This is a genomic window from Novosphingobium clariflavum (assembly GCF_026420865.1).
GTDB classification, from domain to species: domain Bacteria; phylum Pseudomonadota; class Alphaproteobacteria; order Sphingomonadales; family Sphingomonadaceae; genus Novosphingobium; species Novosphingobium clariflavum.
In genome coordinates, this window is record NZ_JAPCWC010000004.1 from 301,578 (window position 1) to 323,090 (window position 21,513).

At 66.4% G+C, this 21,513-nt stretch carries 26 protein-coding genes; 21 read left to right on the plus strand and 5 right to left on the minus strand.

Features of this window, described 5'->3' with window-relative positions; translation table 11 throughout:
* Positions 1-8 precede the first annotated feature (8 nt).
* The 3 genes from OKA11_RS07585 (at position 9) to OKA11_RS07595 (ending at position 2,856) form a co-directional block, all read left to right on the plus strand.
* Positions 9-536: a hypothetical protein gene (locus OKA11_RS07585; RefSeq protein WP_267219608.1), complete on the plus strand. Its 528-nt coding sequence runs from the start codon at positions 9-11 to the stop codon at positions 534-536.
* 192 nt (positions 537-728) lie between these two features.
* Positions 729-1,673, plus strand: coding sequence for a hypothetical protein (locus OKA11_RS07590; protein WP_267219609.1), 945 nt, complete (start codon positions 729-731; stop codon positions 1,671-1,673).
* Positions 1,674-1,758: 85 nt separating this feature from the next.
* A complete protein-coding gene (locus OKA11_RS07595; RefSeq protein WP_267219610.1) occupies positions 1,759-2,856 on the plus strand; it encodes a calcium:proton antiporter in 1,098 nt (365 codons plus the stop codon).
* Between the two features lie 126 nt (positions 2,857-2,982).
* On the opposite strand, the gene OKA11_RS07600 is transcribed toward OKA11_RS07595, so the two are convergent.
* Together OKA11_RS07600 and OKA11_RS07605 are read right to left on the minus strand one after the other, a co-directional pair.
* Positions 2,983-4,800, minus strand: coding sequence for an AMP-dependent synthetase/ligase (locus tag OKA11_RS07600; protein ID WP_267219611.1), 1,818 nt, complete (start codon positions 4,798-4,800; stop codon positions 2,983-2,985).
* A gap of 154 nt (positions 4,801-4,954) precedes the next feature.
* Entirely contained in the window at positions 4,955-6,013 is a 1,059-nt protein-coding gene (locus OKA11_RS07605; protein ID WP_267219612.1) for a quinone-dependent dihydroorotate dehydrogenase, read from the minus strand.
* A 384-nt stretch (positions 6,014-6,397) separates the two neighbouring features.
* On the opposite strand from OKA11_RS07605, the gene OKA11_RS07610 reads away from it, so the two are divergent.
* The 10 genes from OKA11_RS07610 to OKA11_RS07655 all read left to right on the plus strand — a co-directional run bounded on the left by OKA11_RS07610 (position 6,398) and on the right by OKA11_RS07655 (position 13,193).
* Positions 6,398-6,859, plus strand: a complete 462-nt coding sequence (locus OKA11_RS07610; protein WP_267219613.1) for an RrF2 family transcriptional regulator — start codon at positions 6,398-6,400, stop codon at positions 6,857-6,859.
* Entirely contained in the window at positions 6,860-8,368 is a 1,509-nt protein-coding gene (gene sufB / locus OKA11_RS07615; RefSeq protein ID WP_267219614.1) for a Fe-S cluster assembly protein SufB, read from the plus strand.
* 108 nt (positions 8,369-8,476) lie between these two features.
* Complete coding sequence (locus tag OKA11_RS07620) at positions 8,477-8,971, plus strand: endonuclease domain-containing protein (RefSeq protein ID WP_267219615.1); 495 nt, start codon at positions 8,477-8,479, stop codon at positions 8,969-8,971.
* A gap of 2 nt (positions 8,972-8,973) precedes the next feature.
* Positions 8,974-9,717, plus strand: coding sequence for a Fe-S cluster assembly ATPase SufC (gene sufC, locus OKA11_RS07625; protein WP_267219728.1), 744 nt, complete (start codon positions 8,974-8,976; stop codon positions 9,715-9,717).
* Positions 9,714-9,911 (plus strand): hypothetical protein, encoded by a 198-nt coding sequence (locus tag OKA11_RS07630; protein ID WP_267219616.1) that lies wholly within the window; start codon positions 9,714-9,716, stop codon positions 9,909-9,911. Before sufC ends, OKA11_RS07630 begins: the two co-directional genes overlap by 4 nt.
* A complete protein-coding gene (locus OKA11_RS07635) occupies positions 9,904-10,641 on the plus strand; it encodes a SufD family Fe-S cluster assembly protein (RefSeq protein WP_267219617.1) in 738 nt (245 codons plus the stop codon). Before OKA11_RS07630 ends, OKA11_RS07635 begins: the two co-directional genes overlap by 8 nt.
* A 32-nt stretch (positions 10,642-10,673) precedes the next feature.
* Positions 10,674-11,852: an aminotransferase class V-fold PLP-dependent enzyme gene (locus OKA11_RS07640; RefSeq protein WP_267219729.1), complete on the plus strand. Its 1,179-nt coding sequence runs from the start codon at positions 10,674-10,676 to the stop codon at positions 11,850-11,852.
* Complete coding sequence (locus OKA11_RS07645) at positions 11,849-12,319, plus strand: SUF system Fe-S cluster assembly protein (RefSeq protein WP_142636553.1); 471 nt, start codon at positions 11,849-11,851, stop codon at positions 12,317-12,319. The genes OKA11_RS07640 and OKA11_RS07645 overlap by 4 nt, the downstream gene beginning before the upstream one ends.
* Positions 12,319-12,828 carry a GNAT family N-acetyltransferase gene (locus tag OKA11_RS07650; RefSeq protein WP_267219619.1) on the plus strand — a complete coding sequence of 170 codons (510 nt, stop codon included), beginning with the start codon at positions 12,319-12,321 and terminating at the stop codon, positions 12,826-12,828. The genes OKA11_RS07645 and OKA11_RS07650 overlap by 1 nt, the downstream gene beginning before the upstream one ends.
* Positions 12,825-13,193 carry a HesB/IscA family protein gene (locus OKA11_RS07655; protein WP_267219620.1) on the plus strand — a complete coding sequence of 123 codons (369 nt, stop codon included), beginning with the start codon at positions 12,825-12,827 and terminating at the stop codon, positions 13,191-13,193. Before OKA11_RS07650 ends, OKA11_RS07655 begins: the two co-directional genes overlap by 4 nt.
* Positions 13,194-13,300: 107 nt before the next feature.
* On the opposite strand, the gene OKA11_RS07660 is transcribed toward OKA11_RS07655, so the two are convergent.
* Positions 13,301-14,824 carry a fumarate hydratase gene (locus OKA11_RS07660; protein ID WP_267219621.1) on the minus strand — a complete coding sequence of 508 codons (1,524 nt, stop codon included), beginning with the start codon at positions 14,822-14,824 and terminating at the stop codon, positions 13,301-13,303.
* A gap of 424 nt (positions 14,825-15,248) precedes the next feature.
* Here OKA11_RS07660 and OKA11_RS07665 point away from each other — a divergent pair, with 424 nt between their 5' ends.
* The 5 genes from OKA11_RS07665 to OKA11_RS07685 all read left to right on the plus strand — a co-directional run bounded on the left by OKA11_RS07665 (position 15,249) and on the right by OKA11_RS07685 (position 18,736).
* Complete coding sequence (locus OKA11_RS07665; protein ID WP_267219623.1) at positions 15,249-15,842, plus strand: protein-L-isoaspartate O-methyltransferase family protein; 594 nt, start codon at positions 15,249-15,251, stop codon at positions 15,840-15,842.
* Between the two features lie 2 nt (positions 15,843-15,844).
* On the plus strand, positions 15,845-17,299 hold the full coding sequence (locus OKA11_RS07670; RefSeq protein WP_267219624.1) for a TolC family outer membrane protein: 1,455 nt from the start codon (positions 15,845-15,847) through the stop codon (positions 17,297-17,299).
* A gap of 95 nt (positions 17,300-17,394) precedes the next feature.
* A complete protein-coding gene (locus OKA11_RS07675; RefSeq protein WP_267219625.1) occupies positions 17,395-17,859 on the plus strand; it encodes a DUF2497 domain-containing protein in 465 nt (154 codons plus the stop codon).
* A gap of 74 nt (positions 17,860-17,933) precedes the next feature.
* Positions 17,934-18,365, plus strand: coding sequence for an acyl-CoA thioesterase (locus tag OKA11_RS07680; RefSeq protein WP_267219626.1), 432 nt, complete (start codon positions 17,934-17,936; stop codon positions 18,363-18,365).
* Positions 18,347-18,736 (plus strand): (2Fe-2S) ferredoxin domain-containing protein, encoded by a 390-nt coding sequence (locus tag OKA11_RS07685; protein WP_379489309.1) that lies wholly within the window; start codon positions 18,347-18,349, stop codon positions 18,734-18,736. Before OKA11_RS07680 ends, OKA11_RS07685 begins: the two co-directional genes overlap by 19 nt.
* A 15-nt stretch (positions 18,737-18,751) precedes the next feature.
* Here OKA11_RS07685 and OKA11_RS07690 read toward each other — a convergent pair whose 3' ends face one another.
* Positions 18,752-19,048, minus strand: coding sequence for a hypothetical protein (locus tag OKA11_RS07690; protein ID WP_267219731.1), 297 nt, complete (start codon positions 19,046-19,048; stop codon positions 18,752-18,754).
* Between the two features lie 265 nt (positions 19,049-19,313).
* Positions 19,314-19,658, minus strand: a complete 345-nt coding sequence (locus OKA11_RS07695; RefSeq protein WP_267219627.1) for a hypothetical protein — start codon at positions 19,656-19,658, stop codon at positions 19,314-19,316.
* Positions 19,659-19,829: 171 nt separating this feature from the next.
* On the opposite strand from OKA11_RS07695, the gene OKA11_RS07700 reads away from it, so the two are divergent.
* From OKA11_RS07700 to xth, 3 genes are all read left to right on the plus strand, one after another.
* Positions 19,830-20,255 (plus strand): CBS domain-containing protein, encoded by a 426-nt coding sequence (locus tag OKA11_RS07700; RefSeq protein WP_267219628.1) that lies wholly within the window; start codon positions 19,830-19,832, stop codon positions 20,253-20,255.
* Between the two features lie 149 nt (positions 20,256-20,404).
* Entirely contained in the window at positions 20,405-20,734 is a 330-nt protein-coding gene (erpA, locus tag OKA11_RS07705; protein WP_267219732.1) for an iron-sulfur cluster insertion protein ErpA, read from the plus strand.
* On the plus strand, positions 20,731-21,507 hold the full coding sequence (gene xth / locus OKA11_RS07710; RefSeq protein ID WP_267219629.1) for an exodeoxyribonuclease III: 777 nt from the start codon (positions 20,731-20,733) through the stop codon (positions 21,505-21,507). Before erpA ends, xth begins: the two co-directional genes overlap by 4 nt.
* Positions 21,508-21,513 lie beyond the last annotated feature (6 nt).

Consider the following 21,513-nt stretch of genomic DNA (forward strand, 5'->3'; position numbering starts at 1 on the left):
GCCAGGACATGAGCACCATCGGTACGGCCACTGTCACGATCAGCGAACTGCGCGAATTCGCCAGCTTCACGGCGTGCGAGCAGCGCTACATCCGGCGCAGCCTCGATGTCGGGCTTGGCCGGCAGGACGCCTTCAAGCTCTGGGCGCGCGACGCGGCCGAGGCGGGCTCGATCCGCCAGCAGTACGCCGCCTATGGCGCGCTCAAGGTGCTGCGCAAGCTGCGCCCGGACGACAGCGGTTTCGACGATCTCGAAAGCGTGATGGGCAAGCTGATGTCCATGGCCGCCTTCGATCTGGCGCAGGACAGCATCGGTTCGTTCTCGGCGTTCCGTTTCCTCTACGAACGCCTGCTCGGCGCCTGGGTCCGCCCCTGGCTGCCCGGCGCCTTCTGCGGCGCCGCCGCGCTGCCGCAGATTCACCCGGAACGCCGCAAGCTGCTGCTCCACTCGATCAGCGAAGCCGGCGCCACCGCCCAGGGCTGGTCCGAACGCGAGCCCAGCTTCTATCCCGAGTGGATCGAGAAAGAGGCCGCCTGAACCGATTCACGCATTCCTTCCGGAGAGCCTTCCGGGTCGCAAGGGAACGGCAGCGAACGACTGTCAGTAACAAACCAGTTGCCTGCTGGAGAACGCGCCGGGTGGAAACATCCGGCGCGTTTTGTTTGAGCGGGCATTAAACGTTCGCAGCCACCATTGCCGATACTGTGCGGGCGTGGCAGCTTCCCGCTTATGGTTCAGCCTCTTGCGTTCGTCATCGCTGCCGCCGCCTCGGTGCTGGCCCCGGACTTGTCAGACACCATGGCGGGCACCTGGGACATGAAGGCCGGAGACACCACCATCTTCCGCCTGCAAATCTCGGAAAACGCCAAAGAGACGACGGCGGCATGGGAGCGGCCCGAGCACTTCGAGACCGATGGAGAGAATTTCTCCAGCATCCGGGGGCCGCTTGTACGCCGACCAGCGAGCAGCGTTCGTGTGGACAAAGGCGACATCGAACTGCGTTTCGACGATCCGGCACCGCATTCCCGGCCTGACGTTTTCCGGCTGCACCGCGTCGATGCCACCCATCTACGGGTGACTTACGAAAATTTCGAGCCGTTCGATTTCGTCAGATCCGCTCCCGGAACCGAAACAATTGGCCCTTGGGATCAGGGGCGTACCTATGTTCGCCTCATTGCCCGTTCGACCAGTGCGGAAATGACCGCGATCTTCGAAGCCGACCAGAACGACCGCAAGGCCGAGAAGATCGACTGGTCGCAAGTCAGCGCGGCAGACGAGCGGCGGCGGACCCGCACGCAGGAACTGCTCGACTCCGACGCTTTGCAAAGCGGCGAAGACTTCTATCACGCCGCCTTCGTGTTCCAGCACGGCGACCTTGCCGACGATATCCTCAAAGCACACGTTCTGGCCACGATTGCCGTGGCACGCGGCAAACCCGCGGCCGTCTGGATCGCATCGGCCACTCTCGACAGGTATCTGCACAGGATCGGCAAACCGCAGGTGCTCGGTACCCAGTACAAGCTCTCGCAAGGCGAACCGGTGACTCAGGAGCCTTACAACAAGACTCTCGTTTCGGACTCTGTCCGCAAGGCTCTTCACGTTCCTGGCCTTGCGGAACAGGAACAGCAGCGGCTTCGATTACAGGCCCGCAATGGCGGAGCAAAACAACCCTAGTCCATTGAGGCAAGAACGCGCCGCCGAAATACTAGTCCGCCCTATCCAACTGGCCGACACGGCAATTTTGCCTATAGTGGCCGCCATGAGTGCCGCCCAATCCGCAGCCCCTCGTTTTCCTACCTTCGGGCTTTCGCCTTGGTCGATCGTGGTGCCGTTTCTGGCGCTGGCGGCAATCCTCATCGGCAAACCCGGCGGGATCGTGATGACGGCGGCAGTCGCCGCCGCTCTCGGCGGGGCGGTGATGGCGGCAGTCTACCATGCCGAAGTCATCGCCCACCGCGTCGGCGAGCCGTTCGGCACGCTGATCCTCGCCTTCGCGGTGACGGTGATCGAAACCTCGCTGATCGTCTCGATCATGCTGAGCGAGGGACACGGCGCCCAGTCGCTCGCCCGCGATACGGTGATCGCGGCGGTGATGATCACCATCAACGGCATCGTCGGCGTCTGCCTGCTGCTCGGCGGCGGGCGCCATCACGAGCAGGGCTATACCCAATCCGGGGTCAACCACGGCCTCGCGATTCTCGCCACGCTCTCGGTGCTGACGCTGGTCCTGCCCAATTACACCACCAGCAGCGCCGGGCCCTTCTACACCGACAACCAGCTGATCTTCATCGCCTTCGACGCGCTGATTCTCTACGGCGTCTTTGTCGTGGCCCAGACCATCTGGCACCGCGACCACTTCCTCTATCCCGACAAGGACGAGGCCCCGCACGAGACGGTGCCCACCGCCAAGGCCATCGCCGCGGCGGCGATGCTGCCGCTGGCCCTCATCGCGGTGGTGCTGCTGGCCAAGGCGCTGTCCCCCTCGATCGAGGCAGGGGTGGCGGCGATGGGCGCGCCGCCGGCGATGGTGGGCATCATCATCGCCGCGCTGGTGCTGGCGCCCGAGAGCCTTGCCGCGCTATCCGCCGCGCGCGCCAACCGGGTGCAGACCAGCCTCAACCTCGCCATCGGCTCGGCGCTCGCCACCATCGGCCTCACCATCCCGGCGGTGGCCATCGCCGCGATGGCAATGGGACTGGACCTCGAACTGGGGCTCTCGGCCAAGTCGACCGTGCTGCTCGGCCTCACCCTGCTGGTGGCGACGATGACGCTCAGCACCGGCCGCACCACCATGGTGCAGGGCATGGTGCACCTGGTGATCTTCGCGAGCTACCTGTTCACCACCCTGGTGCCTTAGTCTGAAAATCCGGCGTGGCCGGATTTTTGCGGCACCGGCCCTCTCCCCCACCCGGCCACCCACGAGTGTATCCTGATGGGTGGCCGGGTGGGGGAGAGGGCCGGTGCCGCGACAAGAATGCCCCGCTCAGCTGCGATAGAGCGCATCCAGCCGCTCGCCATACCGCTCCTTCAGCTTGTGGCGGCGGATCTTGAGGCTGGGGGTCATTTCCTCGTTCTCGATCGAGAACGGCTCGTCGGCGAACGTGTACTGGCGCACCTTCTCGATCACCGAGAGGTCGGTGTTCACCCGGTCGACCGCCGCGCGGATCGCGGTGCGGAAGGCGGGCAGGTTCTGCAGCGCCCTGAAGTCGAACTTCTCGTCGTTGGCCTTGGCCCATTCGAGCGCCCAGTCGGCATCGGGCACGACCAGCCCGACCACATAGGGCCGCCGGTCGCCATGGACCATGGCCTGCGCGATTTCCGGCTGAAGGGTGAGCATCGATTCGATCTTCTGGGGCGAGACGTTGTCGCCCTTGTCGTTGACGATCATGTCCTTCTTGCGGTCGGTGATCCTGATCCGCCCGCGTTCGTCGACATGGCCGATGTCGCCGGTGTGCAGCCAGGCACCTTCGCCCGAATCGACCAGCACCGCCCGGGTCGCCGCATCGTTCTGCCAGTAGCCCTGCATGACCAGTTCGCCGCGCACCAGGATCTCGCCGTCCTCGGCGATCCTGAGGTCGACCCCGCGCAGCGGCGGACCGACGGTGGCATGGTCGATGCCGGCGGAGGGCCGGTTGCAGCTGATGATAGGGCCGGCCTCGGTCTGGCCGTAGCCTTGCAGCAGGGTCAGCCCCATCGAATCGAAGAACACCCCGATCTCGGGATTGAGCGGCGCCCCGCCCGAGACCAGCGCCTTGATCCGGCCGCCGAACCTGGCGCGGACCTTGGGGCGCAGGGTGTGTTCGAGCACCAGGTTCATCGCCTTGTCGCCGAAGCGCCAGCGGCCCTGCTGGCGCCGGTCGCCGAGGCCCATCGCCAGTTCCATCAGCTTGGCGGCAACCGCGCCCTGCTTCTCGATCTGCTTCATGATGCGCGTGCGCAGCACTTCGAACAGGCGGGGCACCACGACCATGATCGTCGGGCGCACTTCCTCGATGTTCGAGGCCAGCTTGTCGAGCCCTTCGGCATAGTAGATCTGCCCGCCGACGCCGATCGGCAGGAACTGGCCGCCGGTATGCTCGTAGGCATGGCTGAGCGGCAGGAACGAGAGGAAGGTCTCGCTGCGGTCCAGCCCGAAGTCCTCCATGACGATCTGCGCCGCGCCCGCGACATTGGTCAGCAGCATGCCGTGGTGCTGGCGCACCCCGCGCGGGGCGCCGCCGGTGCCGCTGGTGTAGATGATGCAGGCCAGGTCCTCGCGGCCCACGCCGACCAGCTGCGCCTCGACTTCGGCGCGCGCGGCCACCGGATCGCCGGTGAAGAAGCCGTCCCAGTCATGCGTCTCGAACGTGCCGCCCTGCAGCGCGGGCAGCTTCTCCATGCCGATCACGTGGCGGCACAGGTCGGTCTGGACGATGGCCGGCAGCAGCGCCTTGCCGAGCTTGGCCGAGGACACGATCGCGGCGCTTGCGCCCGAGTTCTCGAGGATGTGGATGTGATCGCGGGTGGTGTTGGTGGTGTAGGTCGGCACCGTCACGCAGCCCGCCGCCATGATCGCGAGATCGGCGATGCACCACTCCGGCCGGTTTTCCGAGACGATCAGCACCCGGTCGCCCGCGCGCAGGCCCATGCGCCGCAGCCCGGCCGCCATCAGGCAGACCCGCCGCGCGACTTCGGCCCAGGTGATCGGCTGCCAGGCGCCGCCCTGCTTGGACCACAGCATCGCAGTTTCGCCGAGGGCATCCGCGCGCTTCAGGAACAGCGAGACGACGTTGGGGCTGCTGTCGAAGTCAACAAGGTCCATGTTGACCGGTATCCTCTCGTAAAATGGCGGCACTTGCGTGAATGCCGAAGGGCCGTCCGCATGACGACGTTAGGGCAACGTTTAGGCGCGGGCACAGGTTGCGACAAGCGCAGCCCGTACCGTGCACGGAAACGTCAGGTGAGGAAGACGAAGGCTATTCGCGGCCCACGGCGTCGGCGATGGAGCCGAATCCATCACGCTTCATGAGCGATGTCAGACCCTTGCAGATCCTGCGGGCGATGTTCGGGCCCTCGTAGACCATGGCGCTGTAGACCTGCACGAGGCTGGCACCGGCACGGATGCGGGCCCAGGCGTCTTCGGCCGTGGCGATGCCGCCGACACCGACGAGCGGAATCGCCCCGCCGGTCGCCTTGCGGAAATCGCGCAGGCGCTGCAGCGCCAGGTCGCGCAGCGGCGCGCCGGAAAGCCCGCCGGTCTCGCCCGCATGAGGCGAGGCGAGGGCCGGGCGCGAGATCGTGGTGTTGGAGACGATCAGCGCGCCGAGCTTGCGGTCGATGGCGATGCGGGCGATCGCGTCGATGTCGGCCGCTTCGAGATCGGGCGCGACTTTCAGGAACACCGGCGGACGGCGGGACGAACCGCAGGCCTCGTCGCGCGCGGCGATCACCGCGTCGAGCAGGCCGGTCAGCGCCGATTCGTCCTGCAACGCCCGCAGGCCCGGGGTGTTGGGGCTGGAGATGTTGACCGCAAGGTAGGTGGCATGCGGCGCCATCATCCGCGCCATCGTCGCATAATCGGCGACACGGTCGTGCGAATCCTTGTTGGCGCCGATATTGATGCCGACCACGCCCGGCCGGTCGCGCCGGGCCGCAAGACGCGCCAGCGCCGCCTCGCCGCCCTTGTTGTTGAAGCCCATGCGGTTGATCACCGCGCGGTCCTCGACCAGCCGGAACAGGCGCGGCTTGGGATTGCCGGCCTGGGGCAGCGGGGTGATCGAACCGACTTCGGCAAACCCGAATCCGAGCGCCAGCAGGGCATCGGGCACTTCGCCGTCCTTGTCGAAGCCGGCGGCCATGCCGACCGGATTGGGGAAGGCGATTCCCGCCACTTCGCTGGCCAGCGAAGCCGGACAGGCAGGGGCGCGGCCCGGGCCGGCCAGCTTGAGCCCGGCAAGGGCAAGACCATGGGCAGACTCGGCATCGAGTCGGAACAGAGCGGGGCGGATCAGGGAATACAGCACGACCGCGCGCATAAACCGGACCGCCGTCCGGCTCAAACCCTTCTTGCGCGCCGTCACCGCGTGCCGGGAACGGCGAAATTCCGCCATCGCGGTGGGATTCGAGCCACGCCGTGTCGCAATTATACAATAAATCGGCGGTGCCCTTGCATACAGGGGAGATGCGACCCGAAGGGCTCGTAGCGGGATGCGCACGAGTTCTTTATTACCTAAGGGCGGTTTCCGGCTTGCCGGGAACCGCCTTTTTTTCGCCCTTGCACGAGCGACTTAGGCAAGCACCGTGGCATTTTCGCAACAAGGTGCGCGCGAATGGGCATTGAAAGCCCGGGGTTCCTGCACTAGGTGCAAATCGGAAGAAATCGATCCACTTTGCCCGCGGGTCCCGAAAGCTCCGAATCGATGCGTTTATCGAGCATGGCGGATTATGCCGTCGTCATCATGTCTGCTGCCGCCCGGCATTGCGGCGGGTGTCCGCTCGTGGCGGGCGATTCGAAGCATGGGCGAGTCTCGGCCGCGCAACTGGCCGAGGAAACCCGGCTTCCCGCACCCACGGTGCAGAAGCTGGTGAGCAAGCTGACCGCAGCAGGCCTGCTGATCTCGTCGCGCGGGGTGGGCGGCGGCCTCAAGCTGGCCCGCTCGCCCGAGTCGATTTCGGTTGCGGATATCGTCGAGGCAGTCGAAGGGCCCATCGCGCTGACGGCCTGTCTCGAAAAGGGCAAGTCCGGCGGGAATTCCGCCGACCAGCCAGATTGCCAGATCGAGGGTGGCTGCCATGTGCGCCCGCATTGGCCGCAAGTGAATGCGGCGCTGCGCGGCGCTCTGGCGCAAGTGGCCCTGACCCAGCTCGTCGAGGAAGTTTGAATGACCGAAGAAACCGCTCCCGCCTTAGGCACTGACGCGCCCGAACTGCGCGACCAGGCCGCGCGTGAGGCTGCGGCCCGCGTGGCGGAGTACGAGCACGGCTGGGTCGCCGACATCGAGCAGGAATATGGCCCCAAGGGCCTGTCCGAAGACACTGTCCGCTTCATCTCGGCCAAGAAGGACGAGCCGGAGTGGATGCTGGAATGGCGCCTCAAGGCCTATCGCCGCTGGCTGGACATGCCGATGCCCGACTGGGCCAAGCTCAATGTCCCGCCGATCGACTATCAGGATGCCTACTATTGGGCCGCGCCCAAGAAGAAGCCGACGCTGAACAGCCTCGACGAGGTCGATCCCGAGATCCTGCGCGTCTACGAGAAGCTGGGCATTCCGCTGGAGGAGCAGAAAGTGCTCGCCGGGGTCGAGGGTTCGCGCAAGATCGCAGTGGACGCCGTGTTCGATTCGGTTTCGGTCGCCACCACCTTCCGCAAGGAGCTGGAGCAGGCGGGCGTGATCTTCCGCTCGATCTCCGAGGCGATCCGCGAATACCCCGAACTCGTCAAGAAGTGGCTCGGCAAGGTCGTGCCGGTCCAGGACAACTACTTCGCCGCGCTCAACTGCGCGGTCTTCTCGGACGGCACCTTCGTCTACATCCCCGAGGGCGTGCGCTGCCCCATGGAGCTCTCCACCTATTTCCGCATCAACGCGGAGAATACCGGCCAGTTCGAACGCACCCTGATCGTGGCCGAGAAGGGCAGCTACGTCTCCTATCTCGAAGGCTGCACCGCGCCGATGCGCGATGAGAACCAGCTTCACGCCGCCGTGGTCGAACTGGTCGCGCTGGACGATGCCGAGATCAAGTACTCGACCGTGCAGAACTGGTATCCCGGCGATGCGAACGGCAAGGGCGGCATCTACAACTTCGTGACCAAGCGCGGCCTGTGCCAGGGCGCCCGCTCGAAGATCTCGTGGACCCAGGTGGAAACCGGCTCGGCGATCACCTGGAAGTATCCCAGCTGCGTCCTCAACGGCGAGGATTCGGTGGGCGAGTTCTACTCGGTGGCGGTCACCAACAATTACCAGCAGGCCGATACCGGCACCAAGATGATCCACAACGGCAAGGGCAGCCGCTCGACGATCATCTCCAAGGGCATCTCGGCCGGCAAGAGCAACAACACTTATCGCGGCCTTGTGCGCGTGGCCGCGAATGCCGAGGGCGTGCGCAACTTCACCCAGTGCGATTCGCTGCTGCTGGGCAAGGACTGCGGCGCCCACACCGTGCCCTATATCGAGGTGCGCAACCCCAGCGCCCAGATCGAGCACGAGGCGACCACCAGCAAGATCAGCGACGACCAGATGTTCTACGCGCAGCAGCGCGGGCTCGATACCGAGCAGGCAGTGGCGCTGATCGTCAACGGCTTCGCCAAGGAAGTGCTGCAGCAGCTGCCGATGGAGTTCGCCGTCGAAGCGCAGAAGCTGCTGGGCATCAGCCTTGAAGGAAGCGTGGGGTGACTTGCGCCATTCCCGCTCCCCTCTCCCCTGTGAGTGCGGCGGCCAAGGCCAGTTGGCCGCTGGATCGCACCCATGGGAACAAAGACAAAAGACACGAAGGACCAATCCATGACCGCCGCCCGTAAAACCCTCGGCATCAGCAAGGACGCCGCGCCGAAGGCGGACGCCAAGGCCAGCTTCAACGTCACCGGCGCGCGCCTCGAAACGCTGAAGGAGCGGGCCAAGGAAATGCGCCGCAACCCCAGCGAGGCGCAGAAGGCGCTCTGGGCGGAGCTTTCGGGCTCGAAGCTGGGCGGCGTGAAGTTCACCCGCCAGTCGGTGGTCGGCTCGACCATCGTCGATTTCGCCTGCCCCTCGCGCTGGATCGTCGTGCAGCTCAGCGCCGAGGACTCCAACCCCGACGTCAACGAGCTGCAGGACCGCAAGCTCATCGAAGTCGGCATCCGCGTGCTGCGCTTCTCCGAGGACGAAGTGCTGGAGCGCATCGAGGGCGTCGTGCGCGAGATCACCACCGAACTCAACGTGCCGTTCGACAAGCGCTCCGCGCGCCGCAAGGCCGGTGCCACTGCCGCCCCCCGTTTCGACGAGGGAGCCGAAGGATGACCATGCTCAAGATCGATAACCTTCAGGCCAATGTTGCCGACAAGCAGATTCTCAAGGGTCTCTCGCTGACGATCAATCCGGGCGAGATTCACGCGATCATGGGGCCGAACGGCGCGGGCAAGTCGACGCTGGGCTACACGCTGGGCGGCCGTCCGGGCTATGAGGTGACCGGCGGTTCGGTGGACTTCAACGGCCAGGACCTGCTCGAACTGGAACCGCATGAGCGTGCCGCCGCCGGCCTGTTCCTCGGCTTCCAGTATCCGGTCGAGATTCCCGGCGTCTCCTTCGTCCAGTTCCTGCGCGAGGCGGCCAATGCCCAGCGCAAGGGCCGCGGCGAGGAACCGCTTTCGGGCGGCGAATTCCTGAAGCTCGCGCGCGAAAAGGCGGGCCTGCTGCGCATGGACATGGACATGCTGAAGCGCCCGGTGAACGTCGGCTTCTCCGGCGGCGAGAAGAAGCGCGCCGAGATGGTGCAGATGGGCATCCTCGACCCGAAGCTGGCGATCCTCGACGAGACCGACTCCGGCCTCGACATCGACGCGCTGCGCATCTGCGGCGAGGGCATCAACGCGATCATGCGCGCGCCCGACAAGGCGGTGCTGCTGATCACCCACTACCAGCGCCTGCTGGACTATGTGAAGCCGGACTTCGTGCACGTTCTGGCCGCTGGCCGGATCGTCAGGTCGGGCGGCCCCGAACTCGCGCTCCAGCTGGAGGAAGAGGGCTACGAGGCCGTCGTCGCATGACCATGGTCTACTTCCTCTGGCACGACAACGATCCGGCGATCGAAGAGGGCGAACTTGTGGGGGTCTATGGCTCGCAGGCGGAAGCCGCCTCGGCCATCGCCCGTTCGGCCCGCCATCCGCAGGGTTTCTCGATCGACGCCCATGTGCTGAGCGGCCGCGTCGCCGCCCTGATCGGGAGCGCGGCCAATGACTGACGCCCTCACGCTGCCCACCCGCAAGGACGAGGACTTCCGCTATTCCGACCTCACCGCGCTGGCCGGCCTCTGGCCGATCGTGCGCGAAGAGATCGTGGTACCCGCCGATGCCGAGCAATCGCTGCAGATCGTCGAGGACGGCGCCGCCGCCGTCGCCCGCCATCTGGTGATCACGCTGGGCGAGCGCGCGAAGTTCGACCTTCGCGTGCTGGCCGCAGGGCCGGTCTATGGCCGCGTGGCGGTGGACGTGCGGCTGGCCGAAGGCGCCGACTTCACGCTGGGCGCAGCGCAGCTCGCCACCGGCAGCGAGACGCTGGAAGTGGTCACCAAGGTGGTCCACGCCGGGCTCAACGCCACCTCCAGCCAGATCGTGCGCACGGTGCTGGCGGGCCACTCGGTCGGCTCCTACCTCGGCTGCATCGGCGTCGAGCGCGGGGCGGACGGCACCGATGCCGAACAGTCGGTCCGCGCCATGCTGCTCGACCGCACGGCGACCGCCAATGCCCGGCCGGAGCTGGAAATCTACGCCGATGACGTCAAGGCGGCACACGGCTGCGCGGTGGGTGAACTCGATGCCAATGGCCTGTTCTACCTGATGAGCCGCGGCCTCACCCCGCCCGAGGCCAAGCGCCTGATGCTGCAGGCCTTCGTCGCCGAAGCCTTCACCGGCGCGCCGGACGAAGACGCGCTGAACGCGGCCGCGATCGCGCGTCTGGAGGCGATCCTGTGAGCCCGGACTCTGCAAACACTGGTACGCTTGTCCTGAAGGACCAGTTCCCCGGGCTTGCGGGCAACTGGCACTACCTCGACACCGGCGCCACCGCGCAGAAGCCGCAGGCGGTGATCGACGCCACCGTCGATGCGCTGGGCCGAGACTATGCGACCGTGCATCGCGGCGTCTATGCCCGCTCCGCCGAGATGACGCTGGCCTTCGAGGCGGCGCGCCGCAAGGTCGCCGCGTTCCTCGGCGGCCACGAGGACGAGGTGGTCTTCACCCGCGGCGCGACCGAGGCGATCAACCTCGTCGCCCAGACCTGGGGCGTGCAGAACCTCAAGGCGGGCGACCGCGTGCTGCTTTCGGTGCTGGAGCATCACTCCAACATCGTGCCCTGGCAGCTCCTGCGCGAGCGTACCGGCGTCGAGATCGACGTCTGCCCGCTGACCGAAGACGGTCAAATCGACCTGGAAGCGGCCGAGCGCATCCTCACCCCCGCGCACAAGCTGGTGGCCTTTGCGCACGTTTCCAACGTGCTCGGCTCCGTGCTCCACGTGGAACATGCGGCCAGGCTGGCCCATGCGGTGGGCGCGAAGCTGCTGATCGACGGCTGCCAGGCCGCACCGCGCATCGCCCTCGACGTGGCGGCGATGCACTGCGATTTCTACGTCTTCTCCGCGCACAAGCTCTACGGCCCCACCGGGATCGGCGCGCTCTGGGCGAGGAAGGCGCTGCTCGATGCCATGCCGCCGTGGCAGGGCGGCGGCTCGATGATCGACCGCGTCACCTTCGAGAAGACCACTTATGCCCCGGCGCCGCAGCGCTTCGAGGCGGGCACGCCGATGATCGTCGAGGCGCTGGGCCTTGCCGCCGCCATCGACTGGCTGACCGCGCTAGGGCTCGACCGTGCCGAGCGCCACGAGCGCGATCTCGCCGCGCGCCTGCGCGCCGAACTGGGCAAGCGCAACGACATCACCCTGTTCGGCCCGGCCGATTCGGTCGGCATCGTCTCTTTCGCGATGGACGGGGTGCATCCGCACGACCTCGGCACCATATTGGATGAAGAGGGCGTTGCGATCCGTGCCGGCCACCACTGTGCACAGCCGCTGATGGACCACCTGGGCGTTCCCGCCACGGCCCGCGCCAGCTTCGGCATCTACAGCGACGACAGCGACATCGAGGCGCTCATCAAGGGTATCGAGCGCACCCGGAGAATTTTTGGATGAGTGACGAGAAGCCCACATTCACCGTCGAGGAAGTCGATTCGGTAGCCCCCGCGCCCCGCGCGCGGGTCGAGGACGTGCCTGTCCCCCCGGCCGAGCGCAAGCGCGACTATCTGGACGGATTCCTGGCCGAAAAGCCGCAGGGAATCGACCCCGGCCAGCCGGGCGGATCGATCTACGACGGCGTGATCGACGCGCTGAAGGAAATCTTCGATCCCGAGATTCCGGTGAACATCTACGACCTCGGCCTGATCTACGGCGTCGAAGTCTCGCCCGAGGCTTCGGTGGCGGTGACGATGACGCTGACCACGCCGCATTGCCCGGTGGCCGAATCGATGCCCGGCGAAGTCGAGATGCGCGTGTCTGCCGTGCCCGGCGTGCGCGATGCCGAGGTCCATCTCGTCTGGGATCCGCCATGGGACATGGCCAAGATGTCCGACGAGGCCAAGCTCGAACTGGGCATGCTCTGATGACGACGCTTGCCCCTGCCGTCACCGCCAAGATCGCTGTGCGCCTGGCCGACTATGCCGACGCGGCCGATGCCGCGCGCATGGTCGCGCTGCTCGACAGCTATGCGCGCGATCCGATGGGTGGGGGCAAGCCGCTGTCCGACGACGTGCGCGCGCGGCTGGTCCCCGGCCTCGCCGCGCACCCCGGCGCCTTCTCGCTGCTGGCCTTCGCCGGTGACGAGGCGCTCGGACTGGCCAACTGCATCACCGGATTCTCGACCTTCGCGGCGCGTCCGCTGGTCAACATCCACGACATGGCCGTGCTGCCCGAGGCACGCGGGCGCGGCGTGGGCAAAGCGCTGATGCTGGCGGTCGAGGACGAGGCCTGTGCGCGCGGCGCCTGCAAGATCACGCTCGAAGTGCTGAGCGGCAATGACACGGCCAAGGGGCTCTACGCCGCGCTCGGCTACGGAGACTATGCGCTGGACCCTGAGGCGGGCACCGCGCTGTTCTGGGAAAAGAAGCTATGACCACCACCACCCAAGCCAAGCCTGCGCGCCAGCGCCCGGCTGCCGTGATCCTCACGCCCAATGCCGAAGCGCGGATCGCCAAGCTGATGGGCGAAGCGCCCGAAGGCACCATCGGCGTGCGCCTCTCCACCCCGCGCCGGGGCTGCTCCGGTCTCGCCTATTCGGTGGACTACGTTGCCGAGGAAAAGGCCTTCGACGAGAAGATCGAGACGCCCGGCGGCCTGTTCTACATCGACGGCGCCTCGGTGCTCTACCTGATCGGCAGCACCATGGACTGGGTGGAGGACGACTTCACCGCCGGCTTCGTGTTCGCCAATCCCAACGCCAAGGGTTCGTGCGGCTGCGGCGAGAGCTTCACGGTTTAATCCCGAAGTCCCCCCAGGGGGGGAGGTATTTCTGCCCCCGCACACAACAAAGGGGCCGATCCCGCCTTGGGATCGGCCCCTTCGTCATTTCACATCCCGCGAAAGGATCACGCCGGCAGCAGGTGCTCCTTGGCGATCTTGTCCTTCCACACCAGCGGGGCGAGCTGGTGGACGTTCTTGCCTTCGGAATCGACCGCCACGGTCACCGGCATGTCCTTGACGGTGAATTCGTAGATCGCCTCCATGCCGAGGTCGGCAAAGCCGACGACCTTGGCTTCCTTGATCGCGCGGGCGACGAGGTAGGCGGCGCCGCCGACGGCCATCAGGTAGGCCGACTTGTGCTGGGCAATGGACTCGGTGGCAGCGGGGCCGCGTTCCGACTTGCCGATGCTGGCGAGCAGGCCCTGGCCCAGCATCATGTCCATGAACTTGTCCATGCGCGTCGCGGTGGTCGGACCGGCCGGGCCGACGACTTCCTCGCGCACCGGATCGACCGGGCCGACGTAGTAGATCACCCGGCCCTTGAACTCGACCGGCAGTTCCTCGCCCTTGGCGAGCATGTCGGAGATGCGCTTGTGCGCGGCGTCGCGGCCGGTGAGCATCTTGCCGTTCAGCAGCAGGCGGTCGCCCTGCTTCCAGCTCTGGACGATCTCGGGGGTGAGGGTGTCGAGGTCGACGCGCTTGGCGCCGGCGTCGGGGGCCCATTCCACCTTCGGCCAGTCGTCGAGGTTCGGCGCCTCGAGGAAGCTCGGGCCCGAACCGTCGAGCGTGAAGTGCGCGTGGCGGGTGGCGGCGCAGTTCGGGATCATGGCGACCGGCTTGCCCGCGGCGTGGCACGGCCAGTCCATGATCTTGACGTCGAGGATGGTGGCAAGACCGCCCAGGCCCTGCGCGCCGATGCCCAGCGCGTTGACCTTGTCGAAGATCTCGATGCGCAGCGCCTCGATGTCGTTCTGGGGCCCGCGTGCCTTGAGCTGTGCCATGTCGATCGGCTCCATCAGGCTCTGCTTGGCAAGCTTGACGCAGTGCTCGGCGGTGCCGCCGATGCCGATGCCCAGCATGCCCGGCGGGCACCAGCCGGCACCCATCTGCGGCAGCATCTCGATCACCCAGTCGACGATGGAATCGCTGGGATTCATCATCTTGAACTTCGACTTGTTCTCCGAGCCGCCGCCCTTGGCGGCGACGTCCACCGAGACCTTGGAGCCCGGGACCATGCTGACCGAGAGCACCGAAGGCGTGTTGTCCTTGGTGTTGCGGCGGGTGAAGGCGGGGTCTGCCAGCACCGAGGCGCGCAGCTTGTTCTCGGCGTTGTTGTAGGCGCGGCGGACGCCTTCATCGACCACTTCCTGCAGCGACTTCTCGGATTCGAGGCGGCAGTTCTGGCCCCATTCGATGAAGACGTTGACGATGCCGGTGTCCTGGCAGATCGGCCGGTGGCCTTCCGCGCACATGCGGCTGTTGGTCAGGATCTGGGCGATGGCATCCTTGGCGGCGGGGCCTTGCTCCGCCTCGTAGGCGTCGCCCAGCGCGCGGATATAGTCCATCGGGTGGAAGTAGCTGATGTACTGGAGGGCGTCGGCAACACTCTCGATGAGGTCGTCTTCGCGGATCGTCACCATTTCGGCCATGGAAGGGCGCTCCCGGTTTCCTGTCGGTTCACGTGATTTTGCGGGCTCCTTGAGCCTCTTTGAAAATACGCGCAAGCGCGCATTTTGAGCGGCACAGGCTTACGCCCCCACCCGACCTCCCTTCAGGGTACACTCGGGGAGGTCGGGTGGGGGCGTGGGCCGGTGCCGCTCGAACAGGCTTACGGCCCGTTCGCCTGCCAAGGAAGCGCGTTTTCGGCGCGTTTCGCGTCAAAAATCGCAAGTGCCCTATGCAAGTGCCTGTGCCATCGTCCAAACGTCGCGATAGATCGACCAAGGACTTGCAAATGGCTTGGCCTCATTCGCGGCTTGGCCTAGTAAGGCCGCCATCACGTCCGTCTTTGCGGGGGCTGGAGGCGCATATCGCCCCGGACCTGCTCGCAACAGCATGAGGAATGGGACCCAAATGACCTTGACCGAGGATCGGTCCGCCAGCGCGGTTGCCCGCCAGGCCATGATCGTCAGCCAGCTGCGCACCAGCGGCGTCAACGAGCACTGGGTGCTCGAAGCCATGGCCGGCGTTGCCCGTGAGGACTTCGTCCCCGCCGGCATGCGCGATGCCGCCTATATCGACCGCGCCATCGCGCTCGAGAACGGCCGCCAGCTCGCTGCCCCGCTGTTCTACGGCCGCCTGCTGGCCGAAGCCGCCCCGACCAGGGACGACAAGGTCCTGCTGGTGGGCGAAGCCGATGGCTACCTCGCCGCGCTGCTGCGCCCGCTGGTCGGCTCGCTCGACGTGGTCGAACCGGCCGGCGCCAAGGACGTGACCAGCACCGGCCACACCCTGCTGGTGGTCGACGGCGCTGCCGAGGAACTGCCCGAGGCGCTGACCGCCTCGCTCGCCGAAGGGGGCCGCGTGGTCACCGGCCTCGTCGTGCGCAAGGTTGCCCGCCTTGCCACCGGCACCAAGACCGGCGGCGCGCTCGCGCTGCTGCCGCTCGCCGAAATGGGGATTCCGGTCTTGCCGGAGCTTGCCGCTCCCAAACGCTGGAGCTTCTGAGCATGGCCCGGTTCGCGCTGCGTGCCGGGCTACTCACGGGGGGATGTCTGATACTGGCAACGGCCAGCGCACCGGCGCTGGCCGATACCCTCCGCGACGCGCTAGTCCTGGCCTATCAGACCAACCCCACTCTCGAGGCCGCCCGCGCCCAGCAGCGTGCGACCGATGAGGGCGTTCCCATCGCCAAGGCCGCGGGCCGTCCCTCGCTGAGCGCGACCGGGACTTACACCGAATTCGTCCAGCAGAGCAGCAACGCCTACACCGCGCCCGACCGCGTGGTGACCGGGGCGGCCGATCTCGGCGTGCCGATCTATTCGGGCGGCGCCGTGCGCAGCCGCGTTGCGGCTGCCAAGATCCGCGTCGCTGCCGGACAGGCGGACCTCAGAGGATCGGAGAGCGCGCTGTTCTCCTCGGTGGTCGCCGCCTACATGGACGTGATGCGCACCGAGGCGATCGTCGGCCTCAACCGCAAGAACGTGAACGTGCTGCAGGTCAACCTGCAGGCCACCAGCGACCGTTTCGAGATCGGCGAACTGACCCGCACCGACGTCGCCCAGTCGCAGTCCCGCCTCGCGACCGCGCGCAGCGACTTGCGCACCGCCGAGGCCAACCTCGCCGCCGCGCGCGAGACCTATATCCGCCTGATCGGCAAGGCGCCCGAGACGCTCGACACCCCGCCGCCGCTGCCCAACCTGCCGGCCAATGCCGAAGAGGCGGTGCAGAGCGCGCTCGATGCCAATCCCGACATCCTCGCCTCGCGTGAGCGCAGCAAGGCGGCGGAAAAGGACATCGACGTCGCCGGTGCCGGCCGCCTGCCGACCGTCTCGCTCTACACCTCGGGCACCTACAACAACTATCTCGGCACGCTGGGCGGCATCAACCATGCCGCGACCCCGCAGACCGACCGTTCGGCCACCGCCGGCGCGCGGATCTCGATCCCGATCTTCCAGGGCGGCCTTCCCGCCGCCCAGCGCCGCCAGGCCCAGGCCACCGCCTCGGCCACGCTGGAACAGGAAATCGCCACCGAGCGCGACGTGATCGCGCAGGTTCGCTCCGCCTATACCGCCTGGATCGCCTCGAAGGACCTGATCGTCTCGACCCAGACCGCGGTCGACGCCGCCGCGCTCAGCCTCGAGGGCGTGCGCGCGGAGAACTCGGTGGGCAACCGCACGATCCTCGACATTCTCAACGCCGAGCAGGAACTGCTCGATGCGCAGGTCCAGCTCGTCACCGCCCAGCGCAACGCCTATGTCGCCGGGTTCAGCCTGCTCGCCGCGATGGGCCGGGCCGAGGCCCGCGACCTCAACCTCGACGGCGGCACGCTCTACGACCCGGCGGTCAATTACGACCGCGTGAAGGGCAAGTTCCTCGACTGGCAGAGCGACCCGGCGCCGGTGGCCAAGTCCACCCGCACCGTTGACACGCCGGTGCAGGACGGCGAAATTCGCGGGGAGTAACTCTCTCTTAACCGTGATTCGCGGACAAGCATGGGGTGCGCGCCGCAGGGATGGTCCCGGCGGCGCGAAACGGGGCGCAAGGTGGGGCCTGGGCAATGCGGCAGAATGGTGAACCCTCGGTCGAGGAGATCCTCCAGTCGATCAAGCAGGTGATCGCGCGCGACAACCGGGCGATGGCCCGCAGCGAACGCCAGCGCCGCGCCGGCGAACCCGCGCGCCCGCACACGCATGCCGCCCTCTACGAGGACGATGTCTTCGAACTGCCCGAGGCCGCCGAACTCGATCCGGCCGATGACGCCGACGACATGGCCGCCGAGGAACCGGCGCTGCTCGACGACGATGCCCGCGTGTCGATGCGCGAATCGCTGGCAGCCCTCGCCATGCTGTCGGAGCCCGGGGTGCCGCCGCAGATCGTCCGCTCGGGCGAAACCTCGCTCGAAGGGCTGACCCGCGAACTGCTGCGCCCGGCGCTGGCCGAATGGCTCGACAAGAACCTGCCGCCGATGGTGGAGCGCCTCGTCGCCGCCGAAATCGCCCGCATCGTCGGCAAGAAGCTCTGATATACCGGATCCGGGGCTGACCGCTGAAACCGGGGGGGCTGGACCTGGACGCCCCGGCTTCCTAACTCGGTCCCATGGCAAGACCCGATCCAGCGCTGCTCGACACCGCGCGTTACCCGTTTTCGTGCGCGATTGAGCCGCGCTTCAGCGATCTCGACCTCAATCACCACATCAACAACGTGGCCATGGCGGGCATGCTCGAGGACGGGCGCGTGCGCTTCTACCGCGCCGCCAGCGGCCAGGAAGACTTCGCGGGACTGGCGACGATGGTCGCCAGCATCGCCATCGAATACCTCGGCGAAACCCACTACCCGGAAACGCTGACCATCCACGGCGCCATCGAGAAGCTGGGGCAAAGCAGCCAGCAGGTCGTCCAGATCGTCACCCAGGGCGGCAAGCCGGTGGTCTTTGCCCGCACGGTGATCGTCATGGTCGGCCCGCAAGGCCCGGCGCCGCTGCCCGAGGCCTATCGCGCCCGCGCCGCCGAGTGGTCGCTGCGCCCGTGACGGCCTCGCAGCACGAGATCGCCAAGGCGCAGGATGCCCTCGCCAAGGCCGGCGGCGACCAGATCCAGCGCCACATCTTCCTTTGCGCCGAACCGCAGAAAGGCGAATGCTGCTCGCCGGAAAAGGGCGCAGCGGCCTGGAAATACCTCAAGAAACGGCTCAAGCAGCTTGGCCTCGACGGTAACGGGGGAATCGCCCGCAGCAAGGCGGACTGCCTGCGCATCTGCTTTGCAGGGCCGGTGGCGGTCGTCTGGCCCGACGGCGTCTGGTATCACTCCTGCACCGAAGACGTGCTGGAACGGATCATCCAGCAGCACCTGATCGGTGGCGAACCGGTCGAGGAATTCCGTCTCCGCAGCGGTCCGGCCTGACGCCTGCCCCCCGCGTTACTTCTCCTGTGGCTCGTCCTCGAAAGGGTCGACGATCGATTCGTCGTGCCCGGTCCCGCTCGACAGGAAGGCCAGCCCCATCAGCGCCGAGGCCAGCAGCATCGAGAAGCCCACGCCGACGGCGGTGGCGATGTAGAAGTGGACCGAAACCGTTCCGTTCGAACGGTAAAGCAGGATCACCGAGGCCAGCACCAGCCCCACGGTGACGATCATCATGTAGGCCATGATCCGGCGATAGCGCGCCCAGGCATGGGCGGCCTTTTCGGGATCCTCGAGAGGCGAACGCGGGAACATCCGGCCCATGTGGCGCTTCCCGAGGCCGCGAGCAAGCGAATCCCGCAGGCAATCCGGATGCGGGCCCAGGCGGCGTGGAAACATTCAGCGGGGAGCGGAGCGACCGAGTTGGGTGGCTGGCGGACGCTTCCCCAACCACCCCGCTCATGCTGAGCTTGTCGAAGCATGGGAGACGTGGTGCCCTGCCTCGCGGGCCTTCGACAGGCTCAGGCTGAGCGGGTGGAGAGGTCTGCTTAGGGTGGGAAGCGGACTTCTACCTTAAGGGCTAATTCGATTTTTCAGATCCCCAGTAGGCCAGATAATGTTCATGCTCTCCAAAAATCTGTGAGAATTCTGGATAAGGGATACCAATAATATCCACCTCGATCTCACCAAGAATTGGACAATCATGGATGCAGATTGCGATGCACTCAAGACCAATGGCATTCTGCAATTCTATCCGAAGCCCAACCCCGTGATCGGTAATGTATTCTCCGTCCACAATGTTTGCATGGCGACTGATACAGTAAGCAGGCGTTGGCTCAAATTTAGCATTCACCACCCCCATTGGCGGGTCGAGCGCCACAACTTTGGCATTTCCGATTAACGTACCTGCCTCGAAAATTTTCATCTGCATCCAGCGAATGAAGCACAGTTCTATGATTTCCGAAAAGGGGCGTAAACGACCGCTCGAATTTTTCCACGCCGCCTAGGCAAACGGACGAAGTGGCGGCGCCCCTGCGGCTGTGATAATCTCGAGTCCGCGAACCGTACAACGGGGGCGAGAGGAGAGACGCGAACAATGACGATTGCGCGCATTATCGAGGGCCGGGGGCCCGTCCAGACCTGCCAGATCGATACCGTCGTCAGCGAGGCCGCCGGGATTCTGGCGCAGCGACGCATCGGTGCCCTGCCGATCATGGACGGCGACACGCTCGTCGGCATCTTTTCCGAACGCGACGTGCTCTACCGCCTGCATGACAGCGGCCCGGACATGCTGCAAAAGCCCGTTGCCGAAGTGATGACCTCGCCGCCGGTGACGGTCGAACCTGCCACCCCGGTGCTGAGCGCGCTGGCGCTGATGACCCGGCGCCGCATCCGCCACCTGCCGGTGGTCCAGGACGGGCGCATGGTCGGCTTCGTCTCGATCGGTGATCTGGTGAAATACCGCATCGACAAGGTGGAATCCGAAGCCGCCGCGATGCGCGACTATATCCAGATGGCCTGAGTCGGTTCAAAAATCCGCCTTCGGCGAATTTTGCGGCACCGGCCGGCCTCAGGATACACGCGCAAGTGGTCGTGGGGGTAGTCGTGGGGGAGGGGCCGGTGCCGCCTCTAAACCTTGTCGGAACGCGCCGCGAGGCTTACATCGCGGCCATGGACCAGACCGTAACACTCAGCCACTCGGCAGCGGCGCGCGTCGCCGCGATCGCCGAAAAGCAGGGCAAGCCCGCGATCCTTCGCCTCTCGGTGGAAGGCGGCGGCTGCTCGGGCTTCCAGTACAAGTTCGGCCTCGCCGAAGCGCCCGAAGCCGACGATGCGGTGGCCGAGACCGATGGCGTGCGCCTCGTTGTCGATTCCGTCAGCCTCGACCTCGTCAGTGGCTGCGTGGTCGATTACGTGGAATCGCTTGGCGGCGCCGCGTTCCGGGTCGAGAATCCCCAGGCCGCCGCCGGCTGCGGGTGCGGGTCCAGCTTCTCCGTATGAAAAAGATCGCCACGTTCAACATCAACGGGGTCAAGGCCCGCCTGCCCCGCCTGCTCGAATGGCTGGAGGAAACCCGCCCCTCCGTCGCCTGCCTGCAGGAGATCAAGAGCCAGGACGAGGGCTTCCCGATCGCCGAGTTCGAGAAGATCGGCTATCACGGCATCTGGCACGGCCAGAAGGGCTTCAACGGCGTCGCCATCCTCGCCGACGGCGAAAAGCCGGTCGAGATCCAGCGCGGGCTGGAGGGCGAACCCGAAGACGACCATTCGCGCTATCTCGAGGCGGACGTGTTCGGCCTGCGGGTAGTGTGTATCTACCTGCCCAACGGCAACCCGGTGCCCGGCCCCAAGTTCGACTACAAGCTGCGCTGGATGGAGCGCCTGCGCCGCCGCATGGCCGCGATCCGGGCCGAGGAAGTGCCCGCGATCATCACCGGCGACTACAACGTGATCCCGACCGATCAGGACATCTGGTCGCCGTCTGCGATGGCCGCCGACGCGCTGATGCAGCCGGAATCGCGTGATGCCTATTTCCGCCTGCTCGGTGACGGCTGGACCGACGCCGTGGCCACGCACAACCCGCGCGGCGGCATGTGGACCTTCTGGGATTACCAGGCGGGCGCCTGGCAGCGCGACCACGGCTTCCGCATCGACCATGCGCTGCTCTCGCCCGAACTGGCCGACCGGCTGCACGCCTGCGGCATCGACAAGGCCTATCGCGGCCGCGAGAAGGCCAGCGACCATACCCCGGTCTGGGTGCAGCTCCGCGACTGATCCCGA

Coding starts and splice junctions, on each gene's coding strand:
- OKA11_RS07600 (WP_267219611.1), bottom strand. CDS start 4,800: ATGGACCTTGTTGACTTCGACAGCAGCCCCAACGTCGTCTCGCTGTTC.
- sufB (WP_267219614.1), top strand. CDS start 6,860: ATGACCGAAGAAACCGCTCCCGCCTTAGGCACTGACGCGCCCGAACTG.
- OKA11_RS07620 (WP_267219615.1), top strand. CDS start 8,477: ATGACCGCCGCCCGTAAAACCCTCGGCATCAGCAAGGACGCCGCGCCG.
- OKA11_RS07630 (WP_267219616.1), top strand. CDS start 9,714: ATGACCATGGTCTACTTCCTCTGGCACGACAACGATCCGGCGATCGAA.
- OKA11_RS07645 (WP_142636553.1), top strand. CDS start 11,849: ATGAGTGACGAGAAGCCCACATTCACCGTCGAGGAAGTCGATTCGGTA.
- OKA11_RS07670 (WP_267219624.1), top strand. CDS start 15,845: ATGGCCCGGTTCGCGCTGCGTGCCGGGCTACTCACGGGGGGATGTCTG.
- xth (WP_267219629.1), top strand. CDS start 20,731: ATGAAAAAGATCGCCACGTTCAACATCAACGGGGTCAAGGCCCGCCTG.
- OKA11_RS07650 (WP_267219619.1), top strand. CDS start 12,319: ATGACGACGCTTGCCCCTGCCGTCACCGCCAAGATCGCTGTGCGCCTG.
- OKA11_RS07680 (WP_267219626.1), top strand. CDS start 17,934: ATGGCAAGACCCGATCCAGCGCTGCTCGACACCGCGCGTTACCCGTTT.
- OKA11_RS07610 (WP_267219613.1), top strand. CDS start 6,398: ATGCGTTTATCGAGCATGGCGGATTATGCCGTCGTCATCATGTCTGCT.
- OKA11_RS07660 (WP_267219621.1), bottom strand. CDS start 14,824: ATGGCCGAAATGGTGACGATCCGCGAAGACGACCTCATCGAGAGTGTT.
- OKA11_RS07595 (WP_267219610.1), top strand. CDS start 1,759: ATGAGTGCCGCCCAATCCGCAGCCCCTCGTTTTCCTACCTTCGGGCTT.
- OKA11_RS07665 (WP_267219623.1), top strand. CDS start 15,249: ATGACCTTGACCGAGGATCGGTCCGCCAGCGCGGTTGCCCGCCAGGCC.
- OKA11_RS07700 (WP_267219628.1), top strand. CDS start 19,830: ATGACGATTGCGCGCATTATCGAGGGCCGGGGGCCCGTCCAGACCTGC.
- OKA11_RS07585 (WP_267219608.1), top strand. CDS start 9: ATGAGCACCATCGGTACGGCCACTGTCACGATCAGCGAACTGCGCGAA.
- OKA11_RS07675 (WP_267219625.1), top strand. CDS start 17,395: ATGCGGCAGAATGGTGAACCCTCGGTCGAGGAGATCCTCCAGTCGATC.
- sufC (WP_267219728.1), top strand. CDS start 8,974: ATGCTCAAGATCGATAACCTTCAGGCCAATGTTGCCGACAAGCAGATT.
- OKA11_RS07690 (WP_267219731.1), bottom strand. CDS start 19,048: ATGTTCCCGCGTTCGCCTCTCGAGGATCCCGAAAAGGCCGCCCATGCC.
- OKA11_RS07590 (WP_267219609.1), top strand. CDS start 729: ATGGTTCAGCCTCTTGCGTTCGTCATCGCTGCCGCCGCCTCGGTGCTG.
- erpA (WP_267219732.1), top strand. CDS start 20,405: ATGGACCAGACCGTAACACTCAGCCACTCGGCAGCGGCGCGCGTCGCC.
- OKA11_RS07655 (WP_267219620.1), top strand. CDS start 12,825: ATGACCACCACCACCCAAGCCAAGCCTGCGCGCCAGCGCCCGGCTGCC.
- OKA11_RS07605 (WP_267219612.1), bottom strand. CDS start 6,013: ATGCGCGCGGTCGTGCTGTATTCCCTGATCCGCCCCGCTCTGTTCCGA.
- OKA11_RS07695 (WP_267219627.1), bottom strand. CDS start 19,658: ATGAAAATTTTCGAGGCAGGTACGTTAATCGGAAATGCCAAAGTTGTG.
- OKA11_RS07635 (WP_267219617.1), top strand. CDS start 9,904: ATGACTGACGCCCTCACGCTGCCCACCCGCAAGGACGAGGACTTCCGC.